The sequence below is a fragment of the Shewanella salipaludis genome (assembly GCF_012911865.1).
GTDB classification, from domain to species: Bacteria; Pseudomonadota; Gammaproteobacteria; order Enterobacterales; family Shewanellaceae; genus Shewanella; species Shewanella salipaludis.
In genome coordinates, this window is the sequence record NZ_JAAXYH010000005.1 from 60,073 (window position 1) to 77,836 (window position 17,764).

The window sequence follows — 17,764 nt, forward strand, 5'->3', positions numbered from 1 at the left end:
CTGGTGCTTGCAAGCGTCTCAGTCTGCCTGTTTGGTCTGTGGCGCCAGGGTGGCGAAGGGGGCGCCCATACGGGTGACGGCCTCGGCTTCGACGCCGGCGGCAAAATCGGTCAGTGCGTTCTTGGCAAACAACATGACGACAGTGCTGCCGAGTTTGAAGCGACCCATTTCGGCGCCCTTCTCCAAGGTGAGGGCTTCCGGCCCCTGGGTCGGATAGTCCCAGGTGAATACTCGCTTGCCTTCTGGGGGCGTCACTGTGCCGGCCCAGACGGTTTCTATGCTGGCCACTATCGTCGCGCCGACCAACACCATGGCCAGTGGGCCAACCTCAGTTTCAAAAATGGCCACAACCCGCTCGTTGCGGGCGAATAGCCCGGGTACATGGCGTGCGGTCAGAGGGTTGACCGAAAACAGCTCTCCCGGCACATAGGTCATCTTGGACAGGGTGCCGCGAATGGGCATATGGATCCTATGATAATCCTTGGGTGCCAGATAGATGGTGGCAAAATCACCGCCGTCGAAGCGTTTGGCATCTTCGGCTTGATCGCCGAGCAAGGCCAGTGAGGAATAATTGTGCCCCTTGGCCTGGAAGATACGGCCATCCTCGATAGGCCCCAGCTGGCTCACGGCACCGTCGACCGGGTGCACCATGATGTCACTGTCCTGGCACAGGGGCCTGATGCCGGGCTTGAGTGCCCGGGTAAAGAAGGCATTGAAGCTGGTGTAGGCTTCGGGTTGGCTCTGGGCCGCCTCACTCATGTCAATCTTATATCGCTTGATGAACCACTTAATGCCGGCGGTGGTCAAAGCACCGGCTTCGGCGGCGGCCAATTTACCCACTAAGCGTGATAACAAGTGTTTAGGCAGCAGATACTGCAACGCTATCTTCACTTTATCCAATTTAGACTTCCTTCATGGTACTGATTAATTATGGGGTGATTTCTACTGTTCGTCCGTTGCCGCCCTGAAATAACGGGCATGGCGCTGCTCGTCCAGGCTGGCGATGATCTTGTGATAGTTGTTGAACCTGTCCTCGGTGATCTTCCCTGCCTTGAGGGCCTCTTGCAGGGCACAGCCGGGGTCGTCGCCATGTTTACAGTCGCGAAACTTACAGGTGCCGAGGAATTCGCGGAATTCGATGAAACACCAGCCCACTCTCTGCGCCGGCAAGTGCCAGAGGGCAAACTCACGCACCCCGGGGGAGTCGATGAGATCGCCGCCGCTGGGCAGATGCAGCAGTTTGGCTGTGGTGGTGGTGTGTTGTCCCAGGCCCGAGTTGTCTGAGACATCGCCGACCAGCAATTCGGCGTCCGGCAGCAGGGCATTGATCATGGAGGATTTACCTACACCCGACTGGCCCGCGAAGACGCTGACCTTGTCCTTGAGCAGGCCCTTGATGGCATCCAGGCCGTCACCGGATTTGCTGCTGACTTTAAACACCTTGTAGCCTATGTCTTCATAACGCTGGAGCGCGGCGGCTATCTCATCGGCCTCGTCTGGATTGAGCAAGTCTATCTTGTTGAGGATGATCACCGGGGGTATGCCCGTGTCTTCGGCGGCCACCAGATAGCGGTCGATGATCTGAGTGGTAAAGCTGGGTAACACGGATGAGACTATGAGGATCTGATCTATGTTGGCGGCAATCACCTTGACGCCATCGTACAGATCCGGACGGGTCAGGGACGAAGTGCGCGGGTGCACGGCTTCCACTATGCCGCCAATGCCGGACTGTTGTTCGAGTGCCAGCCTGACGATCACCTTGTCGCCTGTCACCAGGCCTTTGATGGTGCGGCGGATGTTGCAGCGCACGGTTTGACCGTCCGCAGTCTCTATGTCTGCATGCTGGCCGAAGCGGGAGATCACCACCCCAGCCTGTTCCGGTCCGAGAGAATTGTCCTGTAGTTCAGGCAAGTTTTTATCTGAATTGCCGCGCTGCAATCGCTTCTCGTGATTGGCACGCATGCGCCGTAACTGGCCTTGGCTTAGGGGTTTCTTTTTGCTCACAGGTTTATCTTCATCAATAAGGTGATTTTTTGTGTTCCGAAAAGGCAGTATGATACACACTCTTGAATAAAAAAGCCTGAGTTTAGGCTAATGGACACGATAAGGCTTAGTTATGGCGGCGGACGCGAACAATCTGATTTGGGTAGATTTGGAAATGACGGGGCTGGACCCTGAGGTGGACAGGATCATAGAGATAGCCACCATAGTGACAGATCAGCAGCTGAACATACTGGCACAGGGGCCAGTGATTGCGATTCATCAGTCCGATGACACCCTGGCGAAGATGGATGACTGGAACCAGAAACACCATGGTGAGTCCGGGCTGATCGCGAGGGTGAAGGCCAGCCAGTTCAGCGAAGCGGATGCCATAGCCCAGACGATAGCTTTCTTGAGCGAACACGTGCCCCAGGGAGCTTCCCCCATGTGTGGTAATAGCATAGGCCAGGACAGGCGTTTCCTGAATCGCTACATGAGAGAGTTGGAAGATTACTTCCACTATCGCAATGTCGATGTCAGCACCATCAAGGAGTTGGTGAAGCGCTGGAGCCCGGAAACCATGGACGGTTTCAAGAAGCAAGGCACCCACCAGGCATTGCAGGATATCCAGGAGTCCATCGCCGAACTCAGGTATTATCGCGACAAAGTATTTAAAATTTGAGCGATCGGCAGATAAATCTTCAAGAAGGGGTTGCAGGCGATGGAATTTTTCATATAATGCGGCCTCAACTTTCGGATGGCATGCCGGATGGGAGTTGAATGTTGTGATACATATTTCAGTTTTGGGGTTGGAAACCTGACGCCGAAGCAGTAAGTTGGATATGTGGCACAACAGATTAAAGCGACATTGGCTCAGTTGGTCTTGGTGGAAATACGATACCTTGCCAATAAAATGAGTCAGAACGACGAAGAAAAATTAAAGCGACATTAGCTCAGTTGGTAGAGCGATACCTTGCCAAGGTATAGGTCATCGGTTCGAACCCGATATGTCGCTCCAATTTAAAGGTTAAGCGATTCACAAGCGTCGTTAAACCGCAAAGCATTAAGCGACATTAGCTCAGTTGGTAGAGCGATACCTTGCCAAGGTATAGGTCATCGGTTCGAACCCGATATGTCGCTCCAATTTCCAAATCCCCCTGTTTTCTCAAAAATCCAGCATTCTCAAGAGCCGCACTCGACTGTTTTGTTCGAATGAAATGATATCCGCTTGGTTTTGAACTGCACTAGTCATAGCCCGAATCATAGCTCTGAACCTTTGCCTATGCCGGCAGGGTCGCGCCAATGCCCAACAAATCCCCCTCTTGCTCTTAGCATCTCAGGTGACACTCTCGTGCTGTTGGCATTTAGTGGTGTCTGCCCATGGCTTGTTGCCGGCGGCATTTATGGCTAGTCTGGAGATTGAGTCGGCAAGGGGCCGTTCGGCATTGTTGGCGGGGAACACAAGAGGCCGTTGGCATCATTAGCGGGGGACACAAGATGGCGCAAGATTTGTCTGCATTGCCCAGAAGCTTGTACACAGGCCAACAGATACGCGCGGCCGAGACAGAGGCTGTGGCGCGGGGTGATGTGACCCTGTATGGCCTGGTCGAGCGGGCCGGTGAGGCGGCATTTGGGCTCATCACCCAGCAACACAGTGCGCCGACAGAGGTGTTGGTGCTGGCCGGCACTGGCAATAACGGCGCCGATGCGCTGGTGTGCGCCGCCAGGCTGTTGAAGGCAGGTTATGCCGTGACCCTGATGGCTTTGCCTAAGGCCGAGCCGGGTGAGCCCCTGTCGCTGGCGCTTGCGGCCTTCGCGGCTCAGGGCGGTAAGGTGCAACCCATGGCTCTGCCGGACATCGCCAAGGCCAAGCTCATAGTCGATGGGCTGTTGGGGACAGGGGTGACGGGCGTGCTGCGCCCCGGGCTGGCGGACATAATAGCCGCCGTCAATGGCTCGAACGCCTGGGTGCTTAGCCTGGATTTACCTTCAGGACTCAACGCAGATACCGGGGCCTGTGACGGCGTCCCGGTGCAGGCCGATGTCACCCTGACCTTCGGCGGCCTGAAACAGGGACTCTTTACCGCCAAGGGACGCCAACACTGCGGCTTCATAGCGCTGGCGGAGCTAGGTTTGACTGCGTATCTGCCGCAGCCTGCCGCCCGGAAAGTGACCCTTGAGTATCTGGCATCCTGCCTCGCTCCCAGGGCCAGGGATAGCCATAAGGGCATGGCGGGCAAGGTACTCATGGTTGGGGGGGACACTGGTATGGCCGGGGCGATACGGCTAGCGGGTGAGGCGTGTCTCAGGGCCGGCGCCGGCCTGGTGACTGTCATGAGCAGGCCAGAGCATCAAGTCACGGTCAACATGAATCGTCCCGAGTTGATGTTTCTCGGTTGTGAGCCGGCGGATCCGGCGTTTCTGCAACGCCTGGAGTGGGCCCAGCTGGTATTGCTTGGTCCAGGTCTTGGGCAGCAAGTATGGGGCCGGGCCTGTTTTGATGCCTGCCTGGGTGTCGGCAGGGCAGGCATTCCCAAGTTGCTGGACGCAGATGCATTGAACTTGTTGAGCCAGGCGCCGCGAAGCTGTCCGGACTGGGTATTGACTCCCCATCCGGGGGAGGCGGCTCGGCTGTTGGGCTGCAGCCTGGCCGAGGTCGAGACAGACAGGTTTGCGGCCATCAGGGCCATCCAACGCAAGTATGAGGGTGTGGTACTGCTCAAGGGCGCCGGCACCCTGATCTTCGACGGTGAACATATGTATGTCGCGCCCGTGGGCAATCCTGGGTTGGCGAGTGGTGGGTGTGGCGATGTTTTGTCTGGTATAATCGCCGCCTTGATGGCACAGGGGCTGGAGCCCATATCGGCGACGCTTGCGGGCGTCATAGTACATGGTCATGCCGCAGATCTCGCCGCCGCAGAGGGGGAGAGAGGCATGCTGGCCAGCGATTTGATGCCTTTTATTCGCCAATTGGTCAATAGTGATTTACTCTAGGCGGCCCATGGATACTCAGTCAGCTCGGGTTAAGGCATGAGTGTGCATCCTCACACATTTTGAGACAGCGGCGATACGAAACAGACATGACAGCAATAACTTTTTTTCTCGAGACTGAAACTGAAACCTTGGACCTGGGCAGAAAACTCGCCGCGCTGATGCGTCCTCCTTTCACCCTGTACCTCAGCGGTGAGCTGGGAGCGGGAAAGACCACCCTGAGCCGGGGAATAGTGCAGGGGCTGGGGCATGAGGGGGCCGTCAAGAGTCCGACCTATACCTTGGTTGAACCTTATGAGCTCGCAGACGTCGAAGTTTATCATTTTGATTTATATCGGTTGAATGACCCTGAAGAACTCGAGTATATGGGGATCCGCGATTATTTCTCCGCCACCAGTTTGTGTATTGTAGAATGGCCTGAAAAGGGGATGGGGTTGCTGCCCGAAGCCGATATACAGCTGCATCTTCAATATGCCGATGGCGGGCGGGAGGTACGGATAGAAGCCAAGTCCATCAAGGGGCAAGCGCTGTTAAATAATGTTAAGTAACCATGATAAAGACTAATAAGTTATTCACCCGGATTCTATGCTGCCTATGCCTGCTCACTTCTTGTTGGGCGGCCGCGGCGAATAAACTCGACGGTGTCCGCATTTGGGCGGCTCCCGAGTCGACTCGGGTCGTTTTTGACCTCAGCTCGGCGCCTGACTACAGTCAATTTACCCTGACGGGCCCCTATCGCCTGGTGGTCGATCTCAAGCAAACCTCGACGTCACTCAAACTGGCGGACATAGCCAACAACAGCAAGTTAGTCAAACGGGTGCGTGCCAGTCAGTCACCGGAAAAGGGGACCTTGAGGTTGGTCATAGATCTGGCCAAGCCGGTTGCCGCCAATTTATTTTCGCTGCCGGCGACTCCGCCCTATGGCAACCGTTTGGTGGTCGATCTCGAAGACAAGCTGCCGCCGGCCAAGAGCCAGGACAGGAGCCTGAGTCAAAGTGGGTCCAGCCTCAGGGATGTCATAGTGGCCATAGATGCGGGCCATGGCGGCGACGATCCAGGTTCCATAGGCCCTTCGGGTATGTATGAGAAGAAGGTGGTGATGGAGATCGCCGATAGGGTGGCGCAGAAAATCAACACAACCCCGGGCATGCGTGCCGTGATGACCCGCAGCGGCGATTATTTCGTCAATCTCAATAAACGTTCCGAATTGGCGCGCAACAGCAAGGCGGATCTGCTGGTGTCTATCCATGCCGACGCATTCACCTCACCACAGCCCAGGGGGGCGTCCGTGTGGGTCCTGTCCATGCGTCGGGCCAACAGTGAAATAGGCCGCTGGCTGGAGCAGAAAGAGAAGCATTCGGAACTGCTCGGCGGCGCCGGAGAGATCATCCAGAATACGGATAACGAGCAGTACCTGGCGATGACCCTGCTGGATATGTCGATGGACAGATCCATGGCCATCAGTCATTCCATCGCCGGTGATGTGCTCAAGAATTTAGGCTCTGTGACCCAGCTGCATAAGCGGCGCCCCGAGTCGGCGAGTTTTGCCGTGCTCAAATCACCGGATATTCCCTCGATTCTGGTGGAGACAGGCTTCATCTCCAATCCCAAGGAAGAGAAGTTACTCTCAAGCTATGCGCATCAGGAAAATCTGGCCAAGGCGATACATAAGGGGGTGTTGCGTTATTTCGAGAATAACCCGCCGGTCGACAGCCTGTTCGCCAGCAAGAGCGACATCCGGCATAAGGTGAGTCGGGGTGAGTCACTCTCGGCCATAGCCAAGAGATATCAAGTGTCGGTCGCCAGCATCAAACAAGCCAATAATCTCAAGACCGACGTAGTGCGTATCGGCCAGAAGTTAGTGATCCCAAGGGCTTAACACAGGACGCATTTATGGGTATTCAAATACTGCCGCCGCAATTGGCCAACCAGATAGCCGCGGGTGAAGTGGTGGAACGGCCTGCATCCGTGGTCAAGGAACTGGTGGAAAACAGCCTGGACGCCGGCGCTACCCGTGTCGATATCGAGATAGACAAGGGCGGCAGCAAGCTTATCAGGATACGGGATAACGGCGTTGGCATTCCCAAGGATGAGCTGTCACTGGCCTTGTCGCGGCATGCGACGTCCAAGTTGCATAGCCTGGACGATCTCGAGGCGATCCTCAGTTTCGGCTTTCGCGGCGAGGCGCTGGCCAGTATCAGCTCAGTGTCGAGATTGACCCTGACATCCAATACCGCCGGACAGAGTGAAGCCTGGCAGGCGTATGCCGAGGGTTCGCAGATGGCGGTCAGGGTGATACCTGCGGCGCACCCCATAGGCTCGACGATCGAGGTGATAGATCTCTTCTTCAATACCCCGGCGCGGCGCCGTTTTCTCAAGAGCGATAAAACCGAATTTACCCATATAGATGAGTGGCTCAAGCGCATCGCCTTAGTGCGGGGGGAGATACATTTCACCCTGAGTCACAATGGTAAACTGGTGCGCAATTATCGCCCGGCGCTCACCCAGGCCCAATATCTGCAGCGTTTGGCCCAGGTCAGTGACCGCCATTTTGCCGAGCAGGCGCTGCGGATCGAGTGTGAGCACGATGGCCTCAGGCTCAGCGGTTATCTGCAATCACCGCTGCAGACCAGGGCAACCGAGACCCATTATTTTTACGTCAATGGCCGGCTGGTGCGTGATCGCCTGGTGAACCATGCGGTGCGCCAGGCGTTTGCCGGTCAGGCCCAGGCAGAACAACCCGCCTATGTGTTGATGCTGAACCTGGATCCCCATCAGGTCGATGTGAACGTGCATCCGGCCAAGCACGAGGTGCGCTTCCATCAGGGGCGTTATATCCACGACTATATTTTGCAGGCATTGCAGTCGGCCTTGGAGCAAGCCGGGGAGCTGGCCCTGTCCGGCGCTGTGCCGGCAATGGCCGAGGCGGTTGGAGAGCCTGTCGGCGAGTATCTAGCCCAGGTCCAGGGGGCCGAGAGTGCTGCCGTAGCGGATGCAGCGCCAGCGGCTGCGGCCACACCCCATGCCGGTGCCGGCTCTGCGGTGACTCAGGTGCATGCCAACCCGCATTCTTCCGCGGCGAGGCGCGTCAGTCAGAGCCGTTATGGCAGCATGGAACTGCCTGGCAGCGGCGGTTACTCTGGCGGGCGGCCCGCCACCTCAGGTCATGGCCAGCAGACGTTGCCCAGCCAGAGCGCCATCGCCAGTTATGGGGCCCTGTTGACCACGCCTTCGGCGAGCAGCCAGGAAGCAACTTCGGCCGCTCAAACGCTCAAGCCGGCGGGCATGCCACCCTTGCTCGGTGGCCGCTATTGGGTATTGACCCAGGGAGAGGCGCTGAGTCTGCTGGCGGTAAAAGAGCTGGCGCTCTCGACCCGCAAGGCGGAGATCGCGGCTAAGCTGGCGACCGGCCTGATAGGTCAGCCGCTGTTGATGCCGGTATCCGTCGCCGTCGATCCCGATTGGGCCGAGATACTCGCTAGCCGCGAGACCCTGATCAGGCAGATGGGGCTGGAGCTAACAATTCGCTATCAACAGTTGATTATCAAGAAAGTGCCCCCATATCTGAGAGACAGTCAGCTCGCGACTCTCATCCCCGAATGGCTGCAATGGGTTAAGTATGAGTCGCCGACCCCAGAGGCCCTGGTGGCTTGGTTGGCAAAACAGAGCTTATCGGGTTTTATTTCTGCGCCGCAGATTTGGTCGGCCTACCTGATGCTCGACGAGCAGCAACAAGCAGATATTTTGAGTAGCGCCAAGGCGCTGCCCTGGCAGTCATGGTTAGAAGAGCAGGCAAGTGAATAAAGAAACCCAGCCGAGAGTCTTGTTTTTGATGGGGCCCACGGCCTCCGGCAAAACAGCATTGGCAATCGAGATGGCTCAGCAGCATAACTGTGAGCTAGTGTCTGTCGATTCGGCCTTGATCTATCGCGGTATGGATGTGGGGACGGCTAAACCTACTCAGGCCGAACTCGCCTTGGGGCCACACAGGTTGATCGATATTCGCGATCCCAGTGAAAGTTACTCGGCGGCGGATTTCAGGCGAGATGCGCTCAGCGAAATCGAACAAATAGTGCAGGCGGGTAAGACGCCCCTGCTGGTCGGTGGCACCATGATGTACTTCAAGGCCTTGCTCGAAGGCTTGTCGCCACTGCCAAGCGCCAACGAACAGATACGGGCCGAGATCCAGGCTGAAGCCGACAGCTTGGGCTGGCAGGCGTTGCATGACATTTTGCGCAATATAGACCCGGTTTCGGCGACACGTATTCATCCCAACGATCCCCAGCGTCTGGCGCGGGCGTTGGAAGTCTACCGCATCTCCGGCAAGACACTGACGGAATTGACCCAGACCAAGTCGGCGGCCTTACCCTATGAGGTGGTGCAGTTTGCGATAGCACCGAGCGAGCGTAAGGTGCTGCATGAGCTGATAGCAAAACGTTTCGAGATCATGTTGTCCCAGGGCTTTGTCGAAGAAGTGGAACGCCTGAGGGCAAGGGGCGACCTGCATTTGGATCTGCCATCCATGCGCTGCGTCGGTTATCGTCAGTGTTGGCAGTATCTGGATGGTGAGTACGACTATAATACTATGGTCGAAAAAGCCGTAGCTTCTACTAGGCAATTGGCCAAGCGTCAATTAACATGGTTACGTGGTTGGCCGGCCTTGGAATGGCTGGAAAGCGGTGCGCAAGGGAATTTAGTTAGACTAATGCAACAAAGCCGCTAGCTTATTGGTCCTTGCTGTATAATACTAAAACTAAACAAGAAAGCTGCACGATAGTAGATTTTTTATAAATTAAAAAGGAAAAAACAAATGGCTAAGGGGCAATCTTTACAAGACCCATTTTTGAACGCATTGCGTCGCGAGCGTGTACCGGTTTCTATTTATCTGGTTAACGGCATCAAACTCCAGGGACAGGTGGAGTCTTTCGATCAATTTGTGATCTTGTTGAAAAATACGGTAAGCCAAATGGTTTACAAACACGCGATTTCAACGGTAGTGCCGGCGCGTCCATTTAACGTCAATGCGCATCAGAATACCCAAGGCGGTTATGGTGCCACTGGCGATGAAACCTCAACGGCTGAGTAATTTAGCCTTAAGGAGTTAGCTTCTTGTTTGATCGTTATGAGGCGGGAGAAACAGCGGTTCTTGTCCATATCGACTTTACCGATGATGAAAAACGCGAAGATTTGGTAGAGTTGCAACTTTTAGTCGAGTCTGCCGGTGCCCGTTCGGTCGGTGTCATCACAGGCAGTCGGCGTTCACCGGACCGCAAATATTTTGTCGGTTCGGGGAAAGCGGAAGAATTGGCCACTCTGGTGGCGGCAACGGACGCCAACGTGGTGATATTCAACCATGCATTGAGTCCGGCTCAGGAGCGTAACCTTGAGCAGGTGTGTCAATGCAGGGTATTGGATCGTACTACACTCATTCTGGATATTTTTGCTCAAAGGGCCAGAACCCACGAAGGCAAGTTACAGGTGGAGCTAGCGCAATTGCGCCACATGTCGACTCGCTTGATCCGGGGCTGGACTCACCTGGAGAGGCAAAAAGGCGGTATAGGTCTGCGGGGGCCGGGTGAAACCCAGCTCGAAACCGACAGGCGTTTACTCCGCGGGCGGATTAAGAATATCAACCGCCGCCTGGAAAGGGTCGATAAACAGCGGGAGCAGAGCCGTCGGGCGCGCAAGCGCAGTGATATGGCGACTGTTTCGCTCGTGGGTTATACCAACGCCGGCAAGTCGACGTTGTTCAATGCCTTAACTTCCTCAGAGGTTTATGCCGCGGATCAGTTGTTCGCGACTCTGGATCCCACCTTGAGGAAGCTTGACCTGGCCGACGGTGCGGTGATCTTGGTGGACACGGTAGGCTTTATCCGCCATCTTCCCCATGATCTGGTGGCCGCCTTTAAGGCGACCCTGCAGGAGACGCGTCAGGCCGAGATCCTGCTGCATGTTGTCGATTGTGCCGATGACAACATGGCGGATAACTTTGAGCAGGTACAGAATGTGCTCAAAGACATAGAGGCCGATGAGATACCCCAATTGGTCGTATGCAACAAGATAGACCTGCTCGATGAAGTCCCCCCCAGAATTGATTATGATGCTGAGGGCAAGCCTGAACGAGTGTGGATTTCGGCGCAGAAATCACTGGGTTTTGATTTGCTCTTGCAAGCCATAGGCGAGCTTATCGGGGCGGTGATAAAAGAGCTGACATTGAAGATTCCAGCGACGGCCGGACATTATCTTGGCCAGTTTTACCGACTGGAGGCGATACAGCACAAAGAGTATGACGATCTGGGAAACTGTATTTTATCTGTTCGTTTATCGGATGCCGACTGGCGCAGATTAGCGAAACAGAGTCAGGGTGAGTTAGACACTTTTATCTTGAATGAAGATAGTGTAGCTTGCTAATAATCTAATTATTTCATCCACTTATGGAGTGCTAAATGGCTTGGAATGAGCCCGGTAACAAGGGTAATGACCCTTGGGGAAATAAAGGTGGTAACGACAAAGGACCACCGGATCTGGACGAAGTATTTCGTAATCTTTCAAAACGCTTCGGCGGCAAAGGCAATGGTCCTGCGGGTCAGGGATTCAGCGCCTTGAGCCTCACTGTGGTGCTCGGCATTATCCTGGTAGTGTGGGGGCTTTCGGGTTTCTATACCGTCAAGGAGGCCGAACGCGGCGTCGCCTTGCGTTTCGGTAAACACGTTGGCGAAGTCACTCCCGGTCTGCAGTGGAAGGCGACTTTCATCGATCAGGTCTACCCTGTGGATGTGCAATCGGTACGCTCCATTCCCGCTTCGGGCAGCATGCTGACCTCGGACGAGAACGTGGTGAAAGTCGAACTGGATGTGCAGTACCGGGTCATAGATCCCTATCTGTTCCTGTTCAGTGCCGTCGATGCCAACTCGAGCCTGCGTGAGGCCACCGACAGCGCGCTGCGCTATGTCGTTGGGCATAACAAGATGGATGACATTTTGACCACGGGGCGTGACGCCATACGTCGCGACACCTGGAAGGAAATCGAACGCATACTGGAACCCTATAAGTTAGGGCTCACTATCGTCGACGTTAACTTCCTGCCGGCGCGTCCGCCGGAAGAAGTCAAAGATGCCTTCGATGATGCCATCTCGGCGCAGGAAGATGAGCAGAGGTTCATCCGTGAAGCCGAAGCCTATGCCCGCGAAATCGAGCCTAAGGCCCGCGGTGAAGTGCAACGCATGGCACAACAAGCCAGTGCCTACAAGCAACGTGAAGTCTTGGAGGCTCAGGGTAAGGTCGCCCGTTTCGAGAAGCTGCTGCCCGAGTATCAGATGGCGCCGGAAGTGACACGTAAACGCTTGTATCTAGATGCCATGCAGCAAGTGCTGACCGACACCAACAAGGTCGTCATAGACGCTAAGAATAACGGGAATTTGATGTATTTACCCTTGGATAAGCTGATGAATAACAAGTCTGCCCAGCCCGAGCCCATGACTCAGACTGAACAGCATATCAATTCATCTTCTGTGTCCGGCACCCGCACTTCTGTGCCTCTGTCCGGGCGTCCGACCCGTGATGAGCGTGCTCGCCAAGGGAGGGAGTAATGATGGGAAGATTTAGCGTTATTGTCATAGCGATAATCTTGGGTATCAGTCTGTCCTCCATGATGGTGGTCAGCGAAGGCGAACGTGCCATAGTGGCGCGCTTCGGCAAGGTGCTTAAAGACGAGGTCGATGGTCAGGGGATTACCCGGGTCTATGGCCCTGGATTGCACTTCAAGATCCCGGTTATCGACAAGATCAAGCTGCTCGACGCGCGTATTCAGACCTTGGATGGCGCCGCGGATCGCTTCGTGACCTCTGAGAAGAAAGATCTCATGGTCGATTCCTACGTGAAGTGGCGCATCAAGGATTTCGAAAAATATTACCTGTCGACCAACGGCGGGGTTAAATCGAATGCCGAGTCCCTGTTGCAACGTAAGATCAACAACGATTTGCGTACCGAGTTCGGTCGCAGGACCATCAAGGAAATCGTGTCCGGCGAGCGTGATGAGTTGCAAAACAACGCCTTGGAGAATGCTTCCGAGAGTGCCCAAGATCTGGGTATCGAAGTTGTCGACGTCCGTGTCAAGCAGATAAATCTGCCGGCTAACGTCAGTAACAGTATTTACCAAAGGATGCGCGCCGAGCGTCAAGCCGTCGCCAAGGAACACAGGGCACAAGGTAAAGAACAGGCCGAAATCATTCGTGCAACCATAGATGCCAACGTGACGGTCAAGATTGCCGAAGCCGAACGTAAGGCATTGACAGTGCGTGGTGAAGGTGATGCCCTGGCGGCGAAGATTTATGCCGATGCCTATAACAAGGATGCCGAATTTTTTGCTTTCGTCCGCAGTTTGGAAGCCTATAAGGCCAGCTTCGCGGGCAACTCGGACATCATGGTGCTCGAGCCGGACAGTGAGTTTTTCAAATATATGAAGACCACTTCGCCCAAGGGCAAGTAGCGCCGACGCACCGACTCACTAGCATAAGCCCGGCATCGCCGGGCTTATTTTTTGCCTGTCGAAGTCAGTCGGCACAGATGAGCCTGTGCCCGGCTCGCCTCAATTAGCGGCGCGTGTCGGGAGCCGTTGGCGTTGATATATATTTGCTGTCGATCACAGTTCCGCGAGATAAATATTGCTTCGCCTGGGGGCAATTCGGCTTGCCGTTGCAGCCTCATAACCTCGGCTAACCCATATGAATTATGGCCTTTTTATGCCTGCAAGCCATACGCGGACAGTGCGGGCCATCAGGCATTTTTGCTGTTTTTTTAATCCCCGCTTCTGAAAACCCGCAATCCCCACAGGCAACTTGTGTGTTTTCGCTATGATCTGCTTGCAGTTTTTAGCTATAATGAGCCCCGCCTCAAACTTTGGCTTTTATTCTTGGTCTAGGCTAAGCAATCTAAAGTCTTGATAAAACAAAAATTCCAACACCCTCTGGGAGATAAGTGGATGAGCAATGCGCCAGTCGATACCGGACGTCGCAGATTCCTGACAGCCGCAACCGCCGTAGTAGGTGGTGCTGGTGCCGTCGCTGCTGCGGTTCCTTTCATCAAGTCATGGAATCCGAGTGCCAAAGCGAAAGCTGCAGGTGCACCGGTCGAAGTAAATATCAGTAAAATAGAGCCAGGCCAGTTAATACGTGTCGAATGGCGCGGTAAACCAGTATGGATTGCCCGTCGTACAGAAGCTGTGCTGAATGAATTGCCAACACACGAAGATAAGCTGCGCGATCCCGGTTCTGCAGAAATGCAACAGCCCGAGTACGCGAGAAACGCACTTCGTTCGATCAAGCCCGAGTACTTCATCGCCGTCGGTATTTGTACTCACCTGGGTTGTTCCCCAACTTACTTACCCGATTCATTCGGTGAGCAGGTTGAAGGCATCTCTTCTGGCTTCTTCTGCCCATGTCATGGCTCCAAGTTTGACATGGCGGGTCGCGTCTTCCAGGGGGTGCCTGCACCTTTGAACCTGGTTGTCCCTCCGCATCAATACATCAATGATGGCACTGTCATCATAGGTGTAGACACAGGAGTCGCATGATGTTTACTAATCTGATTAATTGGATAGATGCTCGCATCCCAATGACGGCGACCTATAACCGTCACGTGGGTCAGTATGCGACACCGACCAACTTCAATTTCTGGTACTTCTTCGGCTCGCTGGCCATGTTGGTATTGGTTAACCAATTACTGACCGGCATCTGGCTGACCATGAACTATGTCCCTACGGCAGAAGGCGCGTTCGCTTCCGTCGAATACATAATGCGTGATGTCGAATACGGCTGGTTGCTGCGATATATGCATTCCACCGGTGCCTCGGCCTTCTTCGTGGTCGTGTACCTGCACATGTTCCGTGGTTTGATCTACGGTTCTTATCAGAAGCCAAGAGAGCTGTTATGGCTGTTCGGCATGCTGATCTTCCTGGTGTTGATGGCCGAAGCCTTCATGGGCTATCTGCTGCCTTGGGGCCAGATGTCTTACTGGGGCGCTCAGGTGATTATCTCCCTGTTCGGTGCCATCCCCGTCATAGGTGATGATCTGACCCTGTGGATCCGTGGTGACTATGTGATCTCCGGTGCTACCCTGAACCGTTTCTTCGCCCTGCACGTCATCGCCTTGCCTTTGGTGCTGATAGTCCTGGTGTTCCTGCACTTGGTGGCATTGCACGAAGTGGGTTCAAACAACCCGGACGGCATAGAAATCAAGAAGAACAAAGACGAGAATGGCTGGCCATTAGACGGTATCCCATTCCATCCTTACTATACGGTCAAAGATATCATGGGCGTCGCCGGCTTCCTGATCGTCTTCTGTTATGTGATGTTCTTCGTCCCTGAGGGCGGTGGTTACTTCCTCGAAGGTCCTAACTTCGAAGCAGCCAACCCAATGAAGACGCCTGAGCACATAGCGCCGGTTTGGTACTTCACACCTTTCTACGCCATCCTGCGTGCGATTCCGGACAAGTTGCTCGGTGTTGTGATGATGGGGCTGTCGATTGCCGTACTGTTTGTTCTGCCTTGGCTGGATCGTTGTAAGGTCAAGTCGGTTCGCTACCGCAGCATGCTGCACAAGCTGAACATAGCGCAGTTTGCGGTATCATTCATCATTCTGGGTTACTTAGGTGCAGTTCCTGCCACTCCTGTCCTGACTACAGTTGCGCAAGTATTTACTCTGACTTATTTCGGTTTCTTCGTGGCACTGTTCGTTTACAGCAAAAATGAGAAAACCAAGCCAGTTCCAGCGAGGTTGACACACTAATGAAAAAACTACTGATTGCATTAGTTACATTACTGCCTACCTTAGCCATGGCATCTGGCGGAAACGTACACTTGGAAAAAGCCGGCATCGATTTGCATGACAAGGCCTCTCTACAGCGTGGTGTGGATTTATTCCAACACTACTGCTCTGGCTGTCATAGCACTCAATATCAGCGTTACGAGCGTGTAGCGACCGATTTGGACATTTCGTTCGATGATATGCGTAACAACTATATGTTTACCGATGCCAAAATCGGTGAGCTGATGCAGAACGCTATCCCGAAGAAAGATGCGGCCAAATGGTTTGGTACTACGCCACCGGATCTGACGCTGGTTGCCAGGGCTCGTGGTGAAGACTGGGTATATTCTTACCTTAAAGGTTTCTACCAGGATCCCAGCCGTCCGTTCGGTGTGAACAACAAGGTGTTCCCCTCCGTGGGCATGCCACACGTGTTGCAGGAACTGCAGGGCTTGCCTGTCGAACAGGAAGACGGCACTATCGTCGCCACCGGCGGCAAGTTGAATGCAGAAGAGTATGATCAGGCGGTACGTGATATCACAGGCTTCCTGGCTTACTCTGCCGAACCCGTCAAGCTTGAGCGTCAAGCCTTGGGCTGGTGGGTGCTCGGATTCCTGTTCGTGTTCTTCATTGTTGCCTACCTCCTGAAGAAAGAATACTGGAAAGATGTGCACTAGCTTGCAATAACGGGTAAAATGTATTATCCGCATAGTGTAAACGGGGGGCTTAGCCCCTCGTTTATTTTTGTTTATTTCGATTCTGGAGGGTATCAATGGCTGTTGCTGCCAATAAACGCTCTATCATGACCCTGTTTTCGGGTGCTGATGATCTCTATAGCCATCAAGTACGCATAGTACTGGCTGAAAAAGGGGTAACTGTTGATGTTTTACAGGTCGACCCCAATGAAATGCCTGAAGAGTTACTTGAGGTCAATCCTTATAACTCAGTGCCTACCTTGGTAGATCGCGAACTTGTGTTGTACGAGTCACGCATCATCATGGAGTATCTGGATGAGCGTTTCCCTCACCCACCTCTGATGCCTGTTTATCCTGTGTCTCGTGGCCAAAGCCGTCTTATGATGCACCGCATAGATACCGACTTCTATTCACTGGTCGAGCGCATCCGTAAGGGTGATCGTGCCGAGGCGGCCCGCAAAGAGCTGACCGAAGGTCTGCTCGCCATCGCCCCTGTGTTTGGCGAAGTGCCTTATTTCATGAGCGAAGAATTTGGTCTGGCAGATTGTTATCTCGGCCCCTTGTTGTGGCGTTTGCCTGTATTGGGCATAGAGCTGGACAGTCGCACCGGAAAAGATATCAAGGCTTACATGACACGCATTTTCGAACGCGAATCCTTTAAAGCCTCTCTGACCGAAGTCGAGCGCGAAATGCGCATGGGTATCTGATGAAAGCTTTGACGCCCAATCGTCCTTATTTGCTGCGCGCCTATTATGACTGGTTGATGGATAACCAGTTGACGCCGCATGTGGTTGTGGATGCCTTCGTCAAAGGAACTGAAGTGCCACAGCAGTATGTGAAAGACGGCCAGATAGTGCTGAACATCACCGCGGGTGCCGTAGGCAATTTGCTGATGAACAATGAGTTTGTCGAGTTCAGTGCCCGTTTCGGCGGCGTGCCTCAGCGGGTGATACTGCCCATGGCGGCCATAGTGGCCATCTATGCCAGGGAAAATGGCGCTGGCATGGTGTTCGATCCGGAAGATGCCTATCTGATTGAAGACGAGGCAGATACCTCCCTCTCAGTCGTGGCCGACAAGCCGCCGCAGAGTGCAGCCGATAAGGCTCAGGAGAAGAAACGCCCGAGTCACCTGACCGTCGTCAAGTAACCCTGTCTGTACCCAAAGCGCCTGTCTCTATGACAGGCTTTTTTTTGTCCTGAGCCGGGCCGACTCGGCGCCGGGATGATTAGTCCGGTCCAGTATGTTAGCATCAGCGCCAATCACAGGCGGGCAGTAGCTTAACTCAGTGCCCAGC

At 54.4% G+C, this 17,764-nt stretch carries 17 protein-coding genes and 2 tRNA genes; 17 read left to right on the forward strand and 2 right to left on the reverse strand.

The window, feature by feature from the left end; all coding sequences use genetic code 11:
- Positions 1 to 18 precede the first annotated feature (18 nt).
- On the reverse strand, positions 19 to 900 hold the full coding sequence (gene asd, locus HC757_RS08995; RefSeq protein WP_169564015.1) for an archaetidylserine decarboxylase: 882 nt from the start codon (positions 898 to 900) through the stop codon (positions 19 to 21).
- Positions 901 to 942: 42 nt separating this feature from the next.
- On the reverse strand, positions 943 to 2,004 hold the full coding sequence (rsgA, locus tag HC757_RS09000; RefSeq protein ID WP_169564016.1) for a small ribosomal subunit biogenesis GTPase RsgA: 1,062 nt from the start codon (positions 2,002 to 2,004) through the stop codon (positions 943 to 945).
- A gap of 112 nt (positions 2,005 to 2,116) precedes the next feature.
- On the opposite strand from rsgA, the gene orn reads away from it, so the two are divergent.
- From orn to HC757_RS09085, 17 genes are all read left to right on the forward strand, one after another.
- Entirely contained in the window at positions 2,117 to 2,662 is a 546-nt protein-coding gene (orn, locus tag HC757_RS09005; RefSeq protein ID WP_169564017.1) for an oligoribonuclease, read from the forward strand.
- A 260-nt stretch (positions 2,663 to 2,922) separates the two neighbouring features.
- Positions 2,923 to 2,998: transfer RNA gene (locus tag HC757_RS09010), tRNA-Gly, on the forward strand.
- A 49-nt stretch (positions 2,999 to 3,047) separates the two neighbouring features.
- Positions 3,048 to 3,123, forward strand: a tRNA-Gly gene (locus HC757_RS09015).
- 354 nt (positions 3,124 to 3,477) lie between these two features.
- Positions 3,478 to 4,974: an NAD(P)H-hydrate dehydratase gene (locus HC757_RS09020; protein ID WP_169564018.1), complete on the forward strand. Its 1,497-nt coding sequence runs from the start codon at positions 3,478 to 3,480 to the stop codon at positions 4,972 to 4,974.
- Between the two features lie 86 nt (positions 4,975 to 5,060).
- Entirely contained in the window at positions 5,061 to 5,519 is a 459-nt protein-coding gene (gene tsaE, locus HC757_RS09025; protein WP_169564019.1) for a tRNA (adenosine(37)-N6)-threonylcarbamoyltransferase complex ATPase subunit type 1 TsaE, read from the forward strand.
- 2 nt (positions 5,520 to 5,521) lie between these two features.
- Positions 5,522 to 6,850 (forward strand): N-acetylmuramoyl-L-alanine amidase, encoded by a 1,329-nt coding sequence (locus tag HC757_RS09030; RefSeq protein WP_169564020.1) that lies wholly within the window; start codon positions 5,522 to 5,524, stop codon positions 6,848 to 6,850.
- Positions 6,851 to 6,864: 14 nt separating this feature from the next.
- Positions 6,865 to 8,775 (forward strand): DNA mismatch repair endonuclease MutL, encoded by a 1,911-nt coding sequence (gene mutL / locus HC757_RS09035; RefSeq protein WP_169564021.1) that lies wholly within the window; start codon positions 6,865 to 6,867, stop codon positions 8,773 to 8,775.
- Positions 8,768 to 9,694 (forward strand): tRNA (adenosine(37)-N6)-dimethylallyltransferase MiaA, encoded by a 927-nt coding sequence (gene miaA, locus HC757_RS09040; protein ID WP_169564022.1) that lies wholly within the window; start codon positions 8,768 to 8,770, stop codon positions 9,692 to 9,694. Before mutL ends, miaA begins: the two co-directional genes overlap by 8 nt.
- Positions 9,695 to 9,781: 87 nt before the next feature.
- On the forward strand, positions 9,782 to 10,057 hold the full coding sequence (hfq, locus tag HC757_RS09045) for an RNA chaperone Hfq (protein WP_169564023.1): 276 nt from the start codon (positions 9,782 to 9,784) through the stop codon (positions 10,055 to 10,057).
- 23 nt (positions 10,058 to 10,080) lie between these two features.
- On the forward strand, positions 10,081 to 11,382 hold the full coding sequence (gene hflX, locus HC757_RS09050) for a ribosome rescue GTPase HflX (RefSeq protein ID WP_169564024.1): 1,302 nt from the start codon (positions 10,081 to 10,083) through the stop codon (positions 11,380 to 11,382).
- Positions 11,383 to 11,417: 35 nt separating this feature from the next.
- A complete protein-coding gene (hflK, locus tag HC757_RS09055) occupies positions 11,418 to 12,560 on the forward strand; it encodes an FtsH protease activity modulator HflK (protein WP_169564025.1) in 1,143 nt (380 codons plus the stop codon).
- A gap of 2 nt (positions 12,561 to 12,562) precedes the next feature.
- On the forward strand, positions 12,563 to 13,459 hold the full coding sequence (gene hflC, locus HC757_RS09060) for a protease modulator HflC (protein ID WP_169564161.1): 897 nt from the start codon (positions 12,563 to 12,565) through the stop codon (positions 13,457 to 13,459).
- 492 nt (positions 13,460 to 13,951) lie between these two features.
- Positions 13,952 to 14,542 carry a ubiquinol-cytochrome c reductase iron-sulfur subunit gene (petA, locus tag HC757_RS09065; protein ID WP_169564026.1) on the forward strand — a complete coding sequence of 197 codons (591 nt, stop codon included), beginning with the start codon at positions 13,952 to 13,954 and terminating at the stop codon, positions 14,540 to 14,542.
- Complete coding sequence (locus HC757_RS09070) at positions 14,542 to 15,756, forward strand: cytochrome b (protein ID WP_169564162.1); 1,215 nt, start codon at positions 14,542 to 14,544, stop codon at positions 15,754 to 15,756. Before petA ends, HC757_RS09070 begins: the two co-directional genes overlap by 1 nt.
- Positions 15,756 to 16,451, forward strand: coding sequence for a cytochrome c1 (locus HC757_RS09075; protein ID WP_169564027.1), 696 nt, complete (start codon positions 15,756 to 15,758; stop codon positions 16,449 to 16,451). The genes HC757_RS09070 and HC757_RS09075 overlap by 1 nt, the downstream gene beginning before the upstream one ends.
- Positions 16,452 to 16,546: 95 nt before the next feature.
- Complete coding sequence (gene sspA / locus HC757_RS09080; protein WP_169564028.1) at positions 16,547 to 17,176, forward strand: stringent starvation protein SspA; 630 nt, start codon at positions 16,547 to 16,549, stop codon at positions 17,174 to 17,176.
- Positions 17,176 to 17,616 carry a ClpXP protease specificity-enhancing factor gene (locus HC757_RS09085; protein ID WP_169564029.1) on the forward strand — a complete coding sequence of 147 codons (441 nt, stop codon included), beginning with the start codon at positions 17,176 to 17,178 and terminating at the stop codon, positions 17,614 to 17,616. Before sspA ends, HC757_RS09085 begins: the two co-directional genes overlap by 1 nt.
- Positions 17,617 to 17,764: the final 148 nt, after the last annotated feature.

Coding starts and splice junctions, on each gene's coding strand:
- orn (WP_169564017.1), top strand. CDS start 2,117: ATGGCGGCGGACGCGAACAATCTGATTTGGGTAGATTTGGAAATGACG.
- petA (WP_169564026.1), top strand. CDS start 13,952: ATGAGCAATGCGCCAGTCGATACCGGACGTCGCAGATTCCTGACAGCC.
- hflC (WP_169564161.1), top strand. CDS start 12,563: ATGGGAAGATTTAGCGTTATTGTCATAGCGATAATCTTGGGTATCAGT.
- HC757_RS09070 (WP_169564162.1), top strand. CDS start 14,542: ATGTTTACTAATCTGATTAATTGGATAGATGCTCGCATCCCAATGACG.
- sspA (WP_169564028.1), top strand. CDS start 16,547: ATGGCTGTTGCTGCCAATAAACGCTCTATCATGACCCTGTTTTCGGGT.
- HC757_RS09020 (WP_169564018.1), top strand. CDS start 3,478: ATGGCGCAAGATTTGTCTGCATTGCCCAGAAGCTTGTACACAGGCCAA.
- mutL (WP_169564021.1), top strand. CDS start 6,865: ATGGGTATTCAAATACTGCCGCCGCAATTGGCCAACCAGATAGCCGCG.
- HC757_RS09085 (WP_169564029.1), top strand. CDS start 17,176: ATGAAAGCTTTGACGCCCAATCGTCCTTATTTGCTGCGCGCCTATTAT.
- hfq (WP_169564023.1), top strand. CDS start 9,782: ATGGCTAAGGGGCAATCTTTACAAGACCCATTTTTGAACGCATTGCGT.
- hflK (WP_169564025.1), top strand. CDS start 11,418: ATGGCTTGGAATGAGCCCGGTAACAAGGGTAATGACCCTTGGGGAAAT.
- HC757_RS09030 (WP_169564020.1), top strand. CDS start 5,522: ATGATAAAGACTAATAAGTTATTCACCCGGATTCTATGCTGCCTATGC.
- HC757_RS09075 (WP_169564027.1), top strand. CDS start 15,756: ATGAAAAAACTACTGATTGCATTAGTTACATTACTGCCTACCTTAGCC.
- tsaE (WP_169564019.1), top strand. CDS start 5,061: ATGACAGCAATAACTTTTTTTCTCGAGACTGAAACTGAAACCTTGGAC.